Source organism: Acinetobacter sp. GRABPA_MV_2 (genome assembly GCF_056725885.1).
The window spans coordinates 164219-181684 of sequence record NZ_JBWZNA010000002.1; the positions used below are offsets into that span (position 1 = coordinate 164219).

Annotated in this window: 17 protein-coding genes and 4 tRNA genes; 5 read left to right on the plus strand and 16 right to left on the minus strand. The window is 37.4% G+C overall.

Annotated elements, in window-relative coordinates; genetic code table 11:
* Positions 1 to 165 precede the first annotated feature (165 nt).
* Positions 166 to 489 carry a hypothetical protein gene (locus ACXM0J_RS02560; RefSeq protein ID WP_005073518.1) on the plus strand — a complete coding sequence of 108 codons (324 nt, stop codon included), beginning with the start codon at positions 166 to 168 and terminating at the stop codon, positions 487 to 489.
* Here the strand turns inward: ACXM0J_RS02560 and ACXM0J_RS02565 are convergent, their stop codons facing one another.
* From ACXM0J_RS02565 to ACXM0J_RS02600, 8 genes are all read right to left on the minus strand, one after another.
* Positions 490 to 960 (minus strand): AnBLUF65 family BLUF photoreceptors, encoded by a 471-nt coding sequence (locus tag ACXM0J_RS02565; RefSeq protein WP_005073517.1) that lies wholly within the window; start codon positions 958 to 960, stop codon positions 490 to 492.
* 278 nt (positions 961 to 1238) lie between these two features.
* Complete coding sequence (locus ACXM0J_RS02570; RefSeq protein ID WP_086265869.1) at positions 1239 to 1448, minus strand: cold-shock protein; 210 nt, start codon at positions 1446 to 1448, stop codon at positions 1239 to 1241.
* A gap of 439 nt (positions 1449 to 1887) precedes the next feature.
* Positions 1888 to 1961: transfer RNA gene (locus tag ACXM0J_RS02575), tRNA-Trp, on the minus strand.
* Between the two features lie 67 nt (positions 1962 to 2028).
* Positions 2029 to 2113 (minus strand) — tRNA-Leu (locus ACXM0J_RS02580).
* A gap of 27 nt (positions 2114 to 2140) precedes the next feature.
* Positions 2141 to 2214 (minus strand) — tRNA-Trp (locus ACXM0J_RS02585).
* A gap of 55 nt (positions 2215 to 2269) precedes the next feature.
* Positions 2270 to 2354: transfer RNA gene (locus tag ACXM0J_RS02590), tRNA-Leu, on the minus strand.
* A 92-nt stretch (positions 2355 to 2446) separates the two neighbouring features.
* Complete coding sequence (locus tag ACXM0J_RS02595) at positions 2447 to 3262, minus strand: protein kinase domain-containing protein (RefSeq protein WP_213034449.1); 816 nt, start codon at positions 3260 to 3262, stop codon at positions 2447 to 2449.
* Complete coding sequence (locus ACXM0J_RS02600; protein ID WP_005073515.1) at positions 3249 to 4757, minus strand: DUF3336 domain-containing protein; 1509 nt, start codon at positions 4755 to 4757, stop codon at positions 3249 to 3251. The genes ACXM0J_RS02595 and ACXM0J_RS02600 overlap by 14 nt, the downstream gene beginning before the upstream one ends.
* A gap of 177 nt (positions 4758 to 4934) precedes the next feature.
* Here ACXM0J_RS02600 and ACXM0J_RS02605 point away from each other — a divergent pair, with 177 nt between their 5' ends.
* Positions 4935 to 5816 carry an ATP-binding protein gene (locus ACXM0J_RS02605; protein WP_032052273.1) on the plus strand — a complete coding sequence of 294 codons (882 nt, stop codon included), beginning with the start codon at positions 4935 to 4937 and terminating at the stop codon, positions 5814 to 5816.
* 103 nt (positions 5817 to 5919) lie between these two features.
* The gene (locus ACXM0J_RS02610) at positions 5920 to 7023 is read left to right on the plus strand and encodes a DUF6670 family protein (protein ID WP_139841484.1); all 1104 of its coding nucleotides are present in this window, start codon (positions 5920 to 5922) and stop codon (positions 7021 to 7023) included.
* Positions 7024 to 7025: 2 nt separating this feature from the next.
* On the opposite strand, the gene tsaD is transcribed toward ACXM0J_RS02610, so the two are convergent.
* A complete protein-coding gene (gene tsaD, locus ACXM0J_RS02615) occupies positions 7026 to 8036 on the minus strand; it encodes a tRNA (adenosine(37)-N6)-threonylcarbamoyltransferase complex transferase subunit TsaD (RefSeq protein WP_086265868.1) in 1011 nt (336 codons plus the stop codon).
* A gap of 145 nt (positions 8037 to 8181) precedes the next feature.
* Here tsaD and rpsU point away from each other — a divergent pair, with 145 nt between their 5' ends.
* Together rpsU and ACXM0J_RS02625 are read left to right on the plus strand one after the other, a co-directional pair.
* Positions 8182 to 8397 carry a 30S ribosomal protein S21 gene (gene rpsU, locus ACXM0J_RS02620; protein ID WP_001136722.1) on the plus strand — a complete coding sequence of 72 codons (216 nt, stop codon included), beginning with the start codon at positions 8182 to 8184 and terminating at the stop codon, positions 8395 to 8397.
* Positions 8398 to 8422: 25 nt separating this feature from the next.
* Positions 8423 to 8869 (plus strand): GatB/YqeY domain-containing protein, encoded by a 447-nt coding sequence (locus tag ACXM0J_RS02625; RefSeq protein WP_002115302.1) that lies wholly within the window; start codon positions 8423 to 8425, stop codon positions 8867 to 8869.
* A 92-nt stretch (positions 8870 to 8961) separates the two neighbouring features.
* Here the strand turns inward: ACXM0J_RS02625 and ACXM0J_RS02630 are convergent, their stop codons facing one another.
* The 7 genes from ACXM0J_RS02630 to ACXM0J_RS02660 form a co-directional block, all read right to left on the minus strand.
* Positions 8962 to 10389, minus strand: coding sequence for a M48 family metalloprotease (locus ACXM0J_RS02630; RefSeq protein ID WP_086265867.1), 1428 nt, complete (start codon positions 10387 to 10389; stop codon positions 8962 to 8964).
* Positions 10390 to 10532: 143 nt separating this feature from the next.
* On the minus strand, positions 10533 to 11498 hold the full coding sequence (locus ACXM0J_RS02635) for a 2-hydroxyacid dehydrogenase (protein ID WP_086265866.1): 966 nt from the start codon (positions 11496 to 11498) through the stop codon (positions 10533 to 10535).
* A gap of 11 nt (positions 11499 to 11509) precedes the next feature.
* Positions 11510 to 12157 (minus strand): hypothetical protein, encoded by a 648-nt coding sequence (locus tag ACXM0J_RS02640; protein ID WP_086265865.1) that lies wholly within the window; start codon positions 12155 to 12157, stop codon positions 11510 to 11512.
* A 100-nt stretch (positions 12158 to 12257) separates the two neighbouring features.
* Complete coding sequence (locus ACXM0J_RS02645; protein ID WP_078221132.1) at positions 12258 to 14147, minus strand: M48 family metalloprotease; 1890 nt, start codon at positions 14145 to 14147, stop codon at positions 12258 to 12260.
* 78 nt (positions 14148 to 14225) lie between these two features.
* A complete protein-coding gene (gene purF / locus ACXM0J_RS02650) occupies positions 14226 to 15767 on the minus strand; it encodes an amidophosphoribosyltransferase (protein WP_044100970.1) in 1542 nt (513 codons plus the stop codon).
* A 25-nt stretch (positions 15768 to 15792) separates the two neighbouring features.
* Positions 15793 to 16380: a CvpA family protein gene (locus ACXM0J_RS02655; RefSeq protein ID WP_044100971.1), complete on the minus strand. Its 588-nt coding sequence runs from the start codon at positions 16378 to 16380 to the stop codon at positions 15793 to 15795.
* A 6-nt stretch (positions 16381 to 16386) separates the two neighbouring features.
* Positions 16387 to 17391 (minus strand): quinone-dependent dihydroorotate dehydrogenase, encoded by a 1005-nt coding sequence (locus tag ACXM0J_RS02660; protein WP_086265864.1) that lies wholly within the window; start codon positions 17389 to 17391, stop codon positions 16387 to 16389.
* Positions 17392 to 17466 lie beyond the last annotated feature (75 nt).

The window sequence follows — 17466 nt, forward strand, 5'->3', positions numbered from 1 at the left end:
GAAAGCTGAATATTAATAAAGAGATCTGGAGAAAATGATAAAGTCATCTTTATTAATATAAAAATTCTTAATAATAGAAAAAGAATCTCAAAAATTAATATGTACTATCTTTCCTCTGGAAACAGAGGAAAGATACTTTTTTAATCATCAGATAGGGTATAGAAAATGTTTATTGCAAAAAATATATTTGTATATTTACTATCAATGTTAGCTTTATGCTTACTGATTATTTTCTTTAATTACATAGGAATGAACGAGACGATTAATCTTCTTCTCTCTTCTGCACTGTTTGGGATATTTATTACTTGGTATTTTAAAGGTAGTGGACTCTGTCTCGCCCTATTTAGCTTTTTTTATTGGGCTATGTTTGTCATTAGTCAAAGCTTAGAAGTGATATGGATGCTCGCAAGTTCAGTTATTGTATATTTAGTCATGACTAAAATATTACCTAAACTCAAGACCATCCATATTGGCGTGATAGCCAAATAGCTAAAACGGTTTCACCCCACGATTCACCATACCCACTTTCTTAACTGTGTTAATTTTAGTTTGTTCGGCAATAACTAATTCATTGATGAAAGCTTTTAAATTTTGCTCATCAAGACGAATAGGATTAAAAGTACTTTCTCCCATTTTTAGAAAGAAAGATTCGATATTTGTATTACGTTGTACATATTTCATTGACCATCGTTGAAACGAGTTTTGTTCAATGGAATATGTACACAACCATTTAACATTGTGGTGTCTTTCATCATTTGTAATTTTTTCAAATAATCTTTCAACCACTTCTCGTTCACCTTCCAAGCATTGAAAGAAAGCATTATCGGCATAATAGAGCACCCCACAGATCTGATTCAAATCATTGAAATCTCGTGCTTCTGTCAAAATATCACGTAAATCTTGCAACAAGTCTTCATTTTTTTCGTTCCGTTGACTGGCATAACACAGGCGAACGTTCATTAGCAATTCCGTGAAATATAAAATTTCTTTATTTAAAGATTTTTTAATCTACCATATCTCTATTACTAATAATTTATATTTCACACATATTCTAAAGTTTATTTTAAAAATACGTTCGATTATTAACTATAAGAGCTTAATAACTAATGATTTATATTCACAAGAAAATAAAAAGCCCTCCTATTGAGGGCTTTTTATGCTCTAAAAGAACAATAAATTTCTTTAAAAGCTAAAATAAAAAAAAGCACTAAAAAGTGCTTTTTTTACTTGCTGTTATATTATTGTGGAATAATATTTACAGCATTTGGGCCTTTTTGCCCTTGAGTAACGGTAAATGTTACGCGTTGACCTTCATGCAAAGTTTTGAAACCAGAACCTGTGATTTCTTTGAAGTGAGCAAACACATCTGGACCGTTGTCTTGTTGAATGAAACCGAAACCTTTAGTTTCGTTAAACCACTTTACTGTACCACTTACTGTATTAGACATGATATATCCTACTGATTTCTAATATTTTAGAATCATTAAATAATGACCCTATCATAACTTTGAAAAAAGAATAACAAATTGAGCTTAATATCTTAAAAAACGAAGGATTATGACTAAAACTACGATACTTAAAAGAAGATTTACTAACAAGTCTTTTTTCTAGTTAACAGCATCATACATGAAATAAAATTGTATTCAAGGCTTTTATATAAATAATTTCCAAAACTTAAGTTAAATAAATATAAAACAATAGCTTAAAAAAAGATTAAGAAATTCAGTACATTGCTTTATTAAAAAACAATCTATGATGTGATAAAAGCATTGGAAAGCAACAGCTATAAAAATGTCTATTTAGAAAATTGCTTGAGCACGAATGAAAAGTTATTTTTAAAAATATAGATAATAAAAAACTCCCGAATAGGAGCCTTATTTTATTTGATGGCAGAGGATCAAGGACTCGAACCTTGACGAACGGTTTTGGAGACCGTCATGCTACCATTACACCAATCCTCTATATTCATGATTAAACACTCACGATTTAATCATAAAAAAAGCAAGATCATCGTCTTGCTTTTTTCAATGGTGGGGGCGAAGAGACTCGAACTCTTACACCTTGCGGCGCTGGAACCTAAATCCAGTGCGTCTACCAATTTCGCCACGCCCCCATCTGGGACATTTATTTAAAATAAATGTGGCAGAGGATCAAGGACTCGAACCTTGACGAACGGTTTTGGAGACCGTCATGCTACCATTACACCAATCCTCTTCCAAGATCTAGATAACTTAACATCTACATCAAACTTTAAGTTATTAACTTAAAGTGGTGGGGGCGAAGAGACTCGAACTCTTACACCTTGCGGCGCTGGAACCTAAATCCAGTGCGTCTACCAATTTCGCCACGCCCCCGATGGCTGTGTATATTAGCGATAAGATCTGACAGTGACAAGTGTTTTTTTTCTAAAAAAAACTAACCGTGTAAATTGTATACAGATACTAGATCAATGATTTTTATCAATTTGAATCTGTTTTAAGCAATTTATTGCTTCATCAGCATTTGAAAACCGATTTTGCTGTTGTTTTTGTAATAAACCTGCAAGTAAGGGATAAAAAATCAAAAACTGCGTGGGTAATTGAATGTTTAATTTTTGACAGTGCAAGACTGCCCAATCACGATAACTGCCCGCTTTTAAGCGAGTTTGTGTTAACCATTCATATATAACGATTCCAAATGCATATAAATCGCTTTGTATTCCCTTACACCCTCCTTGAAATAACTCAGGAGCCATATAACGAGGTGTTGCATCCATGACTGTATCGCAACTTAAGATGCGTCTCGTTTTCTCAAAATCAATTAAATAAGGCTTTTGCTGAAACTTTCTAAAATGTTCTGCCTTAACGTCACCATGAATCCAGCCAAGTTCGTGAAGCTCTGCAAGCTTATTTATCGCCAACCAAATCTTAAGATATACATTAGTTAAATTACTTTCATGAGTGAATGAACCAAACCACAGGTCAGTATCAGGTAAAATTAAAACCTTACCCAAAGAATGGTCTAGCTGAGGAATTAAACTGGCCTCAATGAATTTGTAGGATAAAAGCCATGCAGGTTTTTTAAAGTGAATTTCTTCGTAAAATAATTGCTCATGCATGAAATCTTGCTCACTTTGAGCATGGGTTTCAGGCAAGTGATATTTTAACCAGTAATTCTTGGCATCTATGGTACATGTCCATAAACACCGCCCTAACGCTGCACTTGTTGGCTTTGTTACACATGTTAAATTTTCTATATGCGAAGCAAAATCATGCTTCAGCATAATAAGACTCAGGCTGTTGTTTCTTTTCTTCAAAACGCAAAACTTCTAAACAATGCTGAATCGTCTTACCAATACGAGCATGGGTCTCAATTGAAGAAATCTTTGGCCAAGTTGCACGTTCCCCTTCTCTTTGCAGACGCTTAAACAGATGCGGACGCGGGTTTTGCAAAGTATAGGTATAGTGACTTAGGCTATATTTAGCAATGATATTCACATCACCATAATAACGCTGTCCCATTACGCCATAGCCATGATCTAACAATCTTCTAACTGGAGATATAGAACCAAGTCGTTGACGCGTAAAGTCCATAATGCCCATTGAAAGCACTTTACCTTGGCGTCTTAAAATTCTTTCAGGCCAACTTAAAACGTCTTTACGGAAGCGATCCGCATCATTTTGCATAAATGGAACAATATGTGGGTTAACCTGACTCGCAATCGTATAGTTTAAATTATAAAGCCGCGCCATTCTTTCTTGCGGGAAATCGCTTCGTACACTTCCATCCACCCACTTTGTATTTGCCATATAAGGTGTATGTTCACCGTCATAACGTTTACTGGTTAAACGTACCGGCGGGAATAAAATTGGCACGGCACATGAAGCCAATACAGCACTCCAAACCAAAACATTCGGTGTCATAATGGCATTCATAATTCTTGGATTTTCTGTTGCATCATACGGCGCTACTGCCACATTAATGTTTAAACCAGATTTTTTGAAAGCCTCTTCAAAAGTAAGATCACCTAAGTTCTCAATGAGGAATTTTTTCAAATACTGAACATCGGCAATTCCACCATTGCCTTTAATGAGTTCACGGAATTTCCTAAAATGAAAAGCATCACTAAAAAATTGCTCACCATTTAATAAGTTTTGGATATCTTCACTGGCAGAGGTTCCAAGCATACCTGTCATAATTGCCCCTGCACTTGAGCCAGAGAGCACTTTAGGCATTAAGTCTTGTTCAATTAAAGCCTTACATACTCCCGTATGAAAAAGTCCTAAAGTCGCCCCGCCCGAAAACATAAGTGCAGGTTGTCCATACGCCTTTTCACAGTTTTCAAAAAACTCTATTTTTTCTTTTCTTTGAAACGTAATGCATTCACTTGAAGCAATGTAAGCCAAGCTTTGGCTAACTTCTTCAATATAGTCTTCAATTAACTTTTTTGTACCGACATGTGTTGCGGCAAAAAGCATTGGATGACCAATATTTGCAATATCGTAGGTTAGACCTTCTTTAAGTAAATAAATGAGGTCTAATGTCCGATGTTGCTGACGATATCTTTTGAGCAAAGTGTATCGATAGGAAATGAGCTCGGCATCGAAGTAAGGTGAACTATTATCAAATTTCCACTCTTGCACACCTGTTTCTTCATCTAGTTTTAATGCAAAAGACTTCCATTCTTCATAAGATTCAGCCATGTCTAATTGACGTTGTAATTTTTTGATACGGTAAGCCTGATGTGGATTCATATCACTTCGTATTTTTTCAAACATATTTCGTCCTCATCTTCACAGATGATTTTACTGAATAGACATCACAACACTATGCTCGGTCTGAACATTTCAATCAATTGCAAAACCGATAAAGTGTATAGGCAATAAGTTTTTTGTCAGCCTGTTAATTTCGGTGTTAGTATCCTATCAAACACTGTTTAACATGATTGACTTACCATGGCTACCATTGATTTACCGGACAATTTAGTTCAAACATTATCACTTGTATTAAATCAGTTACAGCAAGTCTTGCCTGAGCCTAGACAAGAAACAGATTTTACTGCACCTGCTTTTAGATGGGAAAATCAGCAACTTAATGCCATCTATACGCCAAAAAATATTTATCTTGATGACTTAAAAGGCATCGAGCGTCAAAAAGAAAAAATTATTCAAAATACTTTGCAATTTTTAAATGGCCTACCAGCAAATGATGTGCTGTTAACCGGCTCACGTGGTACAGGAAAATCATCTATTGTTCGTGCTTTACTCACTGAGTATGCTCCTCAGGGATTACGTTTAATTGAAATTGAACGTGATGATTTATCAGACTTACCTAAAATTCAAAAACTCATTCAAAATCGACCTGAAAAATATATCGTCTATTGTGATGACTTGGCTTTTAATGCCGAAGATGAAAATTACCGTAGTCTAAAAAGTGTATTAGATGGTTCATTACAGTCAGGTTCAAGTAATTTTATTATTTATGCAACCAGTAACCGTCGCCACCTGTTACCAGAATTCATGCATGAAAATACACCTGTAACTAAGGTCGATGTTCCCCAATATACTGAACTACATCCACAAGAAGCGATAGAAGAAAAGATCTCTTTGTCGGATCGTTTTGGTCTATGGCTATCTTTTTATCCAATGGATCAAAACCTATATTTAGAAATCGTTGAGCATTATCTTGATAAAGCAAACATGCCTTTCAATGATGAAGTTCGTGCTGAAAGTTTACGTTGGTGTCAGATGCGTGGTCAGCGCTCTGGTCGAGCGGCTTATCAGTTTTCTAAGCATTGGATTGGTTTAAACGCATTAAAAGATTTGTCTAACAATTAAATAAAATGTCCCGCAAAGCCTTAGCTTTGGCCTATAAACCGCTTAGCTTTGGCAGTTGTTTTTCATAACCTAAAACAAAGATAGCCCTTCTTTAGGTTTATATATGAAAAAGCAATTGCCAAAAATTTCTACAGCCAGTAAAGCGCTTGGTAAAAGTTTATTACTTGCACAAGGCGTTTTAGACCAAGCAAAAAAATATTCGACTCTTCCTTTTACTCAAGCTCATAGCATCCGTCCACGAGTTGACGAAAAATATTATAGCTGGACACATTACGGTATCTTTTTCCCGCTTTTACCAGAGCCGCATCGTTACTTAAATATTATGATTTTAATCGGTACACCAGGTGCACTTGCATTTGACCATGATGACATCATCACTGGAAATCCTAGGAAAACAGCTACATTCTTTTCAAGCACAGCTGCTCTGGAACAAGCTTTACTGAAGGCCTATATCATTCCCGAAGATACAAAGATTAATAAAGATGGGAGCTTAATAGAACTAGGTCAGGAAATTTCAATTCAAGGGAAGTTCCCTCAAATTCACATTAATGGACATTATGATGGATTTGATTTCGACTTTGATATCGATATTACTTCACATGTTTCGTGGTTTATAAAAACACCAATCTATGATCATTTTAGTTTATTGGCAACGTTTAAAGGTTTTTTAAACTATCAAGCAGAACGCATTGAAAGCCAAGGACTTTGCACTTACGAATATGCACGAGCAGCGGGTCCTCACTCCATTACAAATAAAATTATTCCTGAGGCATATAAACTGCCACTTGATTTTTTTACATATCAAATTATCAATTTAAATGAAACCACCCAACTTCTTCTTACCAAAGCCGATATTGCAGGACAAACAGCTGCATATACCCTGCATATTAGACATCTGGACCAGCCAGCTGAAATTTATACAGATGTAAGCTTTGATATTATTTCGCATCAAGTTGATGACTTCGTTTCACCTACTGGGCAAAAAATGCGACTTCCAAAATATTTTTCTTGGATCGCTCTAAATGATGCAAAGCAAATTATCTTAAACATTCAGGCAGAAATTGACTGCCCATTCCGTTATGGTCATGGGCGAGGTTATGCGAGTAGCTATATATTTACAGGTCATTGTTTTGGCAATGAAGTTCAAGGCCGTGGTTACATCGAATATATTGATATCGAAAATCAACAAGCCTTTGAAGATGAATAATCTTACTCAGGAATAGTAAGTTCAGTCATCGGCCAGCGCGGCGTGGTCGTTACAGCTAAACCATCATGCTGACCTGCTTTTAAACGTTGATAACCAGCAAATGCAATCATTGCCCCATTATCAGTACATAAAGCAGGTTCGGCATAATAAACTTGCGCTTTAATTTTCGCCAAAGAAGTTTCTAATTGCTCGCGTAGTCTTAAATTTGCGCTAACTCCACCTGCAATCACTAAACGCTTAAGTCCGGTTTGCTTTAAAGCTTTTACTGATTTTTTTACCAAGGTATCTACAATTGCCTCTTGGAATGAAGCAGCGATGTCAGCGTCACGGTTTTCGCCATTCAATTTTTTCAATTGAACAGACACAGCTGTTTTTAAACCACTAAAAGAAAAATCTAGACCTTGATGAAGCATAGGTCTTGGAAACTCGAAAGCTAATGAATCACCAGATAATGCAAGTTTTGCGATATTTGGCCCACCCGGATATGGCAAGCTCATCATTTTTGCAACTTTATCAAAAGCTTCGCCCGCAGCATCATCAATAGACTCACCCAATAGTTCATATTGACCAATAGCGTGGGCTGCCATCAATTGTGTATGTCCACCTGAAACTAACAATGCTACAAACGGAAATTCAGGTGGTTGACTTGAAAGTAATGGGGCCAACATATGACCTTCCATATGGTGAACACCAATTGCAGGTTTATTTAAAGAAAAAGCTAAAGTTCTGCCAAACAGTGCACCTGTCATTAATGCTCCCATTAAGCCAGGACCACGCGTATAAGCAACCGCATCAATCTCTTGTTTTGTTACACCACTTTGTTCAAGCAATTGATTCATTAAAGGAATTAATTTACGAACATGGTCACGAGAAGCAAGTTCAGGTACTACTCCACCATATTCGGCATGAAGTTTAATCTGGCTATAAAGAACCTGTCCCCGTACGCCGAGTTCGCTATCATAAAGTGCCAACCCTGTTTCATCACAAGAAGTTTCCAAGCCTAAAACAATCATCAAAACTGCCTTTTATATGAGTCAAAATATTGCAATCGCTATTATAGACTTGTGATATGAGTTGTAAATGAGTAAAATACTGACCTTCACTTGTGATCTGGCGCAATGGTGTGCCTGATCTTATCCATAATCTAGAGGATTTTACATGCCACAAGTTAAGTTGAAAGAAGGCGAACCAGTTGACGTAGCTATCCGTCGTTTCAAACGTTCATGCGAAAAAGCTGGTGTTTTAGCTGACGTTCGTAAACGCGAATTCTACGAAAAACCAACTCAAGAACGTAAGCGCAAAAAAGCTGCAGCAGTTAAACGCTACCAAAAGAAATTGGCTCGCGAATCTGTACGTACTACTCGCCTTTACTAATTAATTTGTGATTGACTGCTGAATTATGACTACTTTAAAAAACCAAATTACTGATGCATTAAAAACTTCTATGCGTGCCAAAGATATGGCAACAGTGACGGTTTTGCGTAGTCTACAAGCGGCAATTAAGCAAATCGAAGTCGATGAGCGCAAAGAGCTTGACGACGCTCAGGTTCTTGCGGTCATTGAAAAGCAAATTAAACAACGTAAAGAATCGATCAAAGCCTTTGAAGGTGCTGGTCGTAATGATTTAGCTAGTAAAGAACAAGCCGAAGCTGAGATTATCTCTCAGTTTCTACCAGAAGCTATGACTGAGGAAGAGCTTGATTCTATCATTGAGCAAACGATTGCTGCTCAAGAAGCAACTAGCATGAAAGATATGGGTAAGGTGATGAATTCTCTACGTCCGATCATAGCCGGGCGTGCCGATCCTGCTCAAGTTTCAGCAAAAATTAAAGCTAAGTTAGCTTAATTCCCCTCTTTCTTAAATTTTATATTTCTTCCAATCAAGCTTCTTTAGTTTGTATATATTTGCGCATCCGCAAATTAAGTAAGATATAGCTCTTAAATCTTCATTCTTCGCTCATCTTGCATTTGTTTCAAACGACTGTCTATTCTTGCCGACATTGCTTGATTATCTTTTGCTAATCGCTGGGCATGCAACATTGATTTAATTGCATTTTCCTCACTACCCGACCAATATTCTGCTTCAGCCCGATAGCGTAGAACATTAACTGCTCTTAAAGGTCCATTCTTATCCAAATTCGCAGCTTGCTGTAAAAATTGCCAACCTTGTATATCTCTTGGATTCTTATTAATAAATCTTTGAACCAAGGTTTGAACTTGCGCAAACTTACCTTGGCGCAGCAGCACCTCAGCCAACTTATAACTAAAAGCTTTATTTTCAGGCATCGTCATCTGCATAGAAGCAACTGTAGTATAAGCTTGATCTAATTTGTTCTGACCCAGATAAATATCTGTCTGCAATAATGTTACAAGAGGCTTTCCACTAGATTTCGCTTGATCTAGAGTAGACTGCGCTTGTACATAATCACCTTGTCTTGTGTAAAATGCTGCTAAAGCAATCAAACCAGCAATATTTTTTTGGGACGCTAAACTTTGTAGTTGGTTTTCAGTTGCTTGATTAGCAACCACCATGGTGTACCATTTTAAAATCTCAAAATCTGCATCATATATACGATTTTTAACTCTAGGCAGCTGGTTTGCACGGAGCCTAGCTTCACTCATACGCTCAGTCGTCAAGGGATGAGTCAACCAGAAATCCGGTAAAAAACTTACTCGACTTGTAGCTCTATGCATTGTTTCAAAGTAATCAGCCATACTTTGAGGGTTATAACCCGCCGCATACATATATTGCATACCAATACGGTCTGCTTCACGCTCTTGATTTCGACTATATGTTAATTGCTTATCCATGAGTGCAGCTTGGGTACCAAGCATCACTGCTGCACCCGCATCGCCACCACCCTGCGCAGCTATAGCCACCCCCGCTAAAAGTCCTGCTAGACTTAGCAATGTTTGACCTTTAAAGGCTTCTTCAGAGCGACTAAAATGTCTTTGCGATACATGCGCAATTTCATGCGCCATAACACCAGCAATTTCATCAATATTTCGTGCTGAGGCAATAAGCCCTGTATTGAGTGCAAATAAGCCACCCGGAACAGCAAAAGCATTAATTTGTGGGTCTTTAATCACGACTAGACCAATCGGCTGCCCAAGCTGAGTTTCACTTAAAATACTCGAAAATACCTGAAAAAATTGATCTTCTAACCAAACATCCTGAATAACAGGCATTTGTTTGTGGACTTCACGAAAAACTTTTTCGCCAATAAATTTTTCTTTTTGTTGATCAAGCAAACCAATCCCACTTCCAATATTTGGAATTTCTACTTGATTTGCAGAAGGCTGAGGATCGAAAGGCTGTGCGTACGAAGCATTTGTTATAAAAGCCGTACTTAAAATAATTGGCAAAAATCTCAAAAGTTTTTCTCTAGTAAAATTAAACCATCAAAAAAAGTCTACTGATATAAAACATAAAAAATTATGTTCAATCAATAGACTTTTAATATATCACTCGAGATCGCTTAGTTTTGCAATGAAGTGTTATTAATCATTTATGCAAAGTTTGGGTTTACCAAATATCTAGGAATTTTATCCTCTAAAGCTTCAACTAGATTTTTATAAGCAAGATTTGCCATTTTTTTACGGGTCTCTGCAGTCGCAGATCCTACGTGAGGCAAAGTAACAACATTTGGCAGTTTAAAAAGCTCCGAATCTTGTAAAGGTTCTTTTTCGTATACATCTAAACCAGCTCCAAAGATTTCACCGCTTTGTAAGGCCTCAATCAATGCATGCTCGTCAACCACTGAACCACGCGCAATATTTATAAAAATAGCGTGCTTTTGCATAAGCTCAAATTGAGCTTTACCCATCAAGGCTTTCGATTCATTATTTAAATCAACTGCGGTTACTACAAAATCAGACTGTTGCAATAACTCATCTAAACCAAGATATTGTGCTTTTAAAGGCTCTGCCAATTCAGGCTTTTCACGGCGGTTATGGTAAACAATATTCATGTTAAATCCATAAAAACCACGGCGTGCAATTGCAGCACCAATATTACCAAGCCCAATAATTCCTAGCGTCTTTCCAAAAACATCTAAACCAAACTGTTGAGGCCCAACAGTTCTTTTCCATTCACCTTGTTTAGTCCAATGATCAAGAAAAGGAACTTTTCTAGCAGCGCTTAGTAATAATGTAAAAGCAAGATCAGCCGTTGTTTCAGTTAAAACATGAGGTGTATTTGATAACCAGATTTTTCTTTGGTTTAGATAAGCCACATCATAATTGTCATAGCCAACTGTTACAGATGAAATAATTTTGAGTTTTTGAGCAGGTGCAAGATTACTTTCATTAAGAAGTCGACCAGCACCAATCATTCCATCAGCATCGACAACTTGTTGGCGTATTTGCTCATTAATATCACCCAGTTTTGGATTAAGAACCACAACATGATAATCCTGTTGTAATCGAGACAAAATTTCTTCATCAATTTGGCTAAAAACTACAACTTTTTTCATGTAAATCCCTACTACTCGTTGTTATCTTGCATTAATTGCCATAACCTTTTTTTAAGGAGTGGTTTCTCCAACATCTCTTTTAAATTCGCCAAATGAATAATATTGGCATGTTGAATATAAGAACATTCACCAAGGCACAAGATTTTCTTGTCTGCTGCGACAGCATCTAAAAATCCTTGAATATATGAACCTGCACCACGTTGGTCTTGATAGTTAGCTAAAGGGAACGGCCATTTTAGTTCAGCATATTGCCCTATTTTTGCTTTTTGGATGTTATTCCAAAGCTGCTTTTCTTCTTCACTTAAATTAGTAACATCTAAAAAAATAACGCATTTTTCAAGCGCAAAAGCTTGCAACTCAAATGATGCAATCGCAACCACTGGAGCTTGTACTTCAGCACGAGGTACTACAACAGGCGGAACTTCTACTGGAAGTGGTACCGCAATTTCAGGTTCAGCTTTTGGAATTTCGTTGACTTGTGGTTTGGTCGGCTGCTCAACAACTGGATTGCTCTTAGAAGGCAATATAATTGGCTCACCTTCTGGAGCAGCTTGATCTCGCCAGAGGCTTTGAGCATTATTTTTTTGGCACACCTGTGTCTTAGGAATCCATACATCAATTCCCAAAGTTGCCAATATATTTCTTTGCTGCCCAATCATCTGTAAATCAATACCTCTACTCTATCTACATTCTAACGGGCTTCAGTTTTTTTTTCAGTGTTTTATTTCATTCAGATGTTTTTATAATCGTATATGTCTTTTAAATAATCATCACACTATTTCTCTTTTGCATTTGATCCACAATTTCTTCTGTCTCAAAGCCAAAACGCCAATAAAGCAATTCAAGCACATCGAGTTCATCTTGCGTAATAATACGGTCGCTCCACAAGCACATCTCTGCAATAGCTAGAATACTTAGACGGTCACGTAATAATAAACCAGCAATATCATTTAAAATTTCAGCAAGATCTAATGGCTCATCTGAAATTTCATCATAGATATACATTTCATCTGGATTGAGTAACGAACGTAAAATGCGCTCACGTACTTCCAACTGATTAGGGCTATTAATTTGTTGAACATGAAGTAAAGCATCAATTAAACGAACAATTTGAGGTTTCACTTCTTCAAATGCAGTCGGTAAATGTAACGGCATTAAGTTCAACTCATGTTTAACCCGCTCCAGTAAAAGTGCATCTAACAACCCAATTTCACCATCTTCTTGGATAATAAGTGCTAGCTTAGTAAGAAATTGCCGCGCAATACTTGCAGGTATATGCCCAATATTTTTACAAGCATCATGAAATATCTGAATATGGATACGCCCATCCAAATTCAATAATGCATCAATAATGGCATGACTCACAGGTGCATCTTTTGGAATGAATTCCCGATATTGGCGAATCATCAAAATAGCGACCATCACTTCACGCGAACCAGTCGCAGTTTGTAGTGCTCGTTGAATTAATTCTGGACGCTTTTTATTTCGACGTACATCACTACTCAGGGGCTTAATCGCATCATTTAATGCAAAACTAATTGGTGAAAGCCTTAATAAAGGTAGAGGCTGTGGAGATGACCACGGAATATAAATTTCTTTCTCAGATTCTTCCAAGAAATGAAATAAGCTAAACAACGGACGGTTACGAAGTTTCTTTAAATTTTCTAATTGTAAATCTTGTAGCAAAGTGGGATTTAACTCATAAATACGTTCACGAATACTCGGGTGAATATTCATCCAGCTTTGGGGGCTCAGTGAGTTAGCAAAACACATATGTGCGATCGACTCAGAATAAGCACTGTGAATTTGCGAACCAGAGTGGTGAACATAAATACGCAACAAGGTTTGGGTATTTGCATTATTTTTTAATAGTCGTACTGTTTTTTGGTCATTACGAAAGGTACGCCCACTCAAAGTCAAATATTTGATAAAACGAGTAATCAGTACACCGAGGCTTCCAGCCAACCAAATGACTCCACCCACCGCAACAAAAACTGTTTCAAATTTATGTTTATAGCCCGGGCTATAGCGCTTAAAACCTTGTTTGGCTAATTTACTACCCCACTGACTAAAAGTTGTTAAACCACTATATAAAATCTTTAATTTTGTATTCTCAACAGCCTCACCCGATAAAATCTGATTAAACTCATGGCCCAATAAACCATATAACTCAAGCTTATCCAGATTCTGTAAAGCACCCCATGTCAGAATAATTACGATATCTTTGGGATGAAAACCTGCCGTAAGTGCATTTACACCAACTTCATCAGGTAGTACATATACGGTTGGAACTTTAAGTGAAAAAGTTTGCGCTAAGTGTTCTGTAATTTTTAATGCCGCAAGTTCTTCGGGAGTACTTTCCTCTTTCACCAAACGACGTGCTTTAAGTTGTTTTGCTAAAGAGTGCCCACCTTTACGCAGAATATAAAGTTCGGTCACTACCGACCAAACCATAATAAAAAGTAATAGCGCAATGAAGTAAGGACTTAAAGTGTGCCACCAAATTGGTTGGCTATAATCAAAAAAATGTACGAGTAAACCTAAAATTAAATTTAAGATAAAAATAGTAAGCAACACAGCAACCAAACACATAGTGATGGACCATGCCATATTTTTATTTTCGATTAGATAGTGGCTTACTTCTTTCAATGTAAATATTCCCAATTACATTGTTAGGTTTCATCATAAAAGAAAAAAGCGGGAAATACCCGCTTTTTTCGGCTATTTCTATTCTTCTTTGATGCCTGTTAAATCTACAGAAGCAGCATCGACATTAACGTCAATATAACCATCTTTTTTCTTCTTAGCAGAGTCATTACGCTTCTGCTCCAAATTATTTAGATAGTTACCATCAATATCACCTGTTACATAGATTCCATCAAATACTGAGCAATCAAACTCAGTTAAGTCAGGCACTTTGCTGGTACGTACAGCATTTTTCAAGTCTTCCAATTCTTGGAAAATCAAACGATCAGCACCAATAATTTCTTGGATCTCTTCCACACTGCGTTCTGAAGCAATAAGCTCAGCTTTAGCAGGCATATCAATACCATAAACGTTTGGATACATCACTTTTGGTGCTGCCGACGCAAAGTATACTTTTTTTGCACCAGAATCACGTGCCATCTGAATAATCTCATTACACGTTGTACCACGTACAATAGAGTCATCCACCAATAGAACGTTCTTACCTTTGAATTCTAACTCAACTGGGTTTAATTTCTGACGTACAGATTTTTTACGTTGCTGTTGACCCGGCATAATAAAGGTACGACCGATATAACGGTTTTTCATAAAACCTTCACGGAACTTCACACCTAGAATATTTGCAAGTTCTAAAGCTGAAGTACGGCTCGTATCAGGAATTGGGATAACCACATCAATATCATGGTCCTCACCCCAGTCACGTAAAATTTTATGAGCAAGTTTTTCACCCATTTTTAAACGTGCTTTGTAAACCGAAATTCCATCAATAATGGCATCAGGACGAGCAAAATAAACATACTCAAAAATACATGGGCGGTATTTAGGATTAGCAGCACACTGTTTAGAGAATAACTGACCATTTGCATCGATGAAAATTGCTTCACCTGGTTCAATATCACGCTCAATTTTAAAACCAAGAGCAGTAATAGCAACCGATTCAGAAGCAATGATGTATTCCATCTCACCCTGTTCAGTCACTCGTGACCCATAAATGAGTGGACGTATACCATTTGGATCACGGAAACCTACCAAACCATGACCAGTGATCATCGCCACGACACCATACGCCCCCTGACAACGCTCATGCACACGAGAAACCGTGTGAAAAATATCGTCAGCTGTAGGATTTAAAGTGCCTTTCTTCTGTAATTCATGCGCGAACACGTTTAAAAGAACTTCTGAGTCAGAATCAGTATTCATATGACGTAAATCTGTTTTAAACAGGTCATCATGAATTTCTTCTGCATTGGTCAAATTACCATTATGTGCAAGTGTAATACCGTAAGGTGAGTTTACATAAAATGGTTGTGCTTCAGCACTGCTCGCAGAACCAGCAGTTGGGTAACGTACATGGCCAATACCATAATTACCAAGTAATGCTCTCATATGACGAGTATGAAAGACATCACGCACCATACCGTTATCCTTACGAAGGAAAAGACGGCCTTCATGGCAGGTTACTATTCCAGCTGCATCTTGCCCACGATGTTGCAACATCGTTAAAGCATCAAACAACATTTGGTTCACTGGCGATTTACCGGCTATACCAACAACTCCACACATAGCAACCTCGCAGACAAGCTAGGAATTAATAAAAAGGATTCTTTGTCGAATGGTCGGATCGGTTTTCTAAGTCCTCCGATTCGTCCATTGGTTTTGAAGGAGCGCCTGAGGCACTGCCTCCAGATGTTATTTGATGAAATGCCTCACTTGCTGCATCTTTAGACAACTCTGTAGCTAGAGGTGCATAAGGCAATAAAAACTGTATAAATTTGGACTGCTTCCAGTGTGGTGAGCTTTCAACCCAAGGCCCTACGCCCTGCATTGTAATCAGCACTACCAGCAAACCCTTTAAAGAACCAAAAGCACCACCTGCTAAACGATTTAATGGCCCCAATTTCAGACTTTTCAAGAGGCCATTTAAAAATGCAGAGACGATCCATGTTAAAACAATGATCAAAAGTGCTATAAATGCAAAAGCTGCAATTTTTTGAACAACTGGATCATGACTTAAACCCGACATAGACGGCGCAAGAAGGACAGCATATTTTGCACCCATAATTAATGCAATGACCCATCCTACCAAGTTCGCAAAGGCTTTAATAAATCCTTGTCGCAAACCGTTTAGCCCCCCAATGAGCAAAAGTATCAGAATAATGATATCAATTGTGTTCATATTCACTTAAGTCATGGCTGCAACACATTGTTTCACTAGAACAGGACCGGTATAAATCAGCCCGCTATAGATTTGAACTAATGTTGCTCCAGCTTGCTGTTTGACTGCTGCTTGTTCACCCGACAAAATTCCGCCCACACCAATTAATGGGATTTGTCCTTTCAATGTTTGAGCAAACAAACGTAAGCATTCTGTACTTTTTTCAAAAACAGGTGCACCAGATAAACCACCCGACTCATTACCATTAGGTAGATTTTCTACACCTTCTCTTGATAAGGTCGTATTAGTAACGATCAAGCCATCAATTTTAAACTGCACTAATTGAGCTGCAATAAACTCAACATCTTCAGCTGTTAAATCAGGTGCAACTTTTAAAACCAAAGGAACATAGTGGTTATTTTGTTCAGCTAGCTCAAGTTGTCTTTCTTTTAAGGTTTGCAACAATTCAGTTAATGCATCGCCACTTTGTAAACTTCTTAAGTTCTTAGTATTTGGAGATGAAATATTAACGGTAATATAAGAAGCGTAGTTATACACTTTCTCAAGGCAAATCAAGTAGTCATCAACAGCTTTTTCTACAGGCGTATCAGCATTCTTACCAATATTGATGCCTAAAATTCCTTTAAACTTTGAAGCTTTGACATTTTCAATCAGCTTATCAACACCATCATTATTAAACCCCATACGGTTAATAATGGCTTGAGCTTCTGGAATTCGGAATAAGCGTGGCTGCGGATTACCCGATTGAGGACGCGGTGTAATTGTTCCAATTTCAATAAAACCGAACCCTAACCCAGCTAAAGCATCGATGTGTGCACCATTTTTATCAAGACCAGCCGCCAACCCTACCGGATTTGGAAATTCAATTCCCATACAAGTTGTTGGTTTAGCTTCTACGCTCTGACGTAGTAGGCCGAACTTATGTGCTTTATCAAGCATAGATAATGTTAATTCATGGGCACGCTCTGGTGCTAAACTAAACAACATTGGGCGAGCAAGTGAATATAACATACCAATCACAATCTACTGATTTTAGGTAGGCATATTATAGGCACAGGGAGCACAAAACACCATGCTTAAGACCAG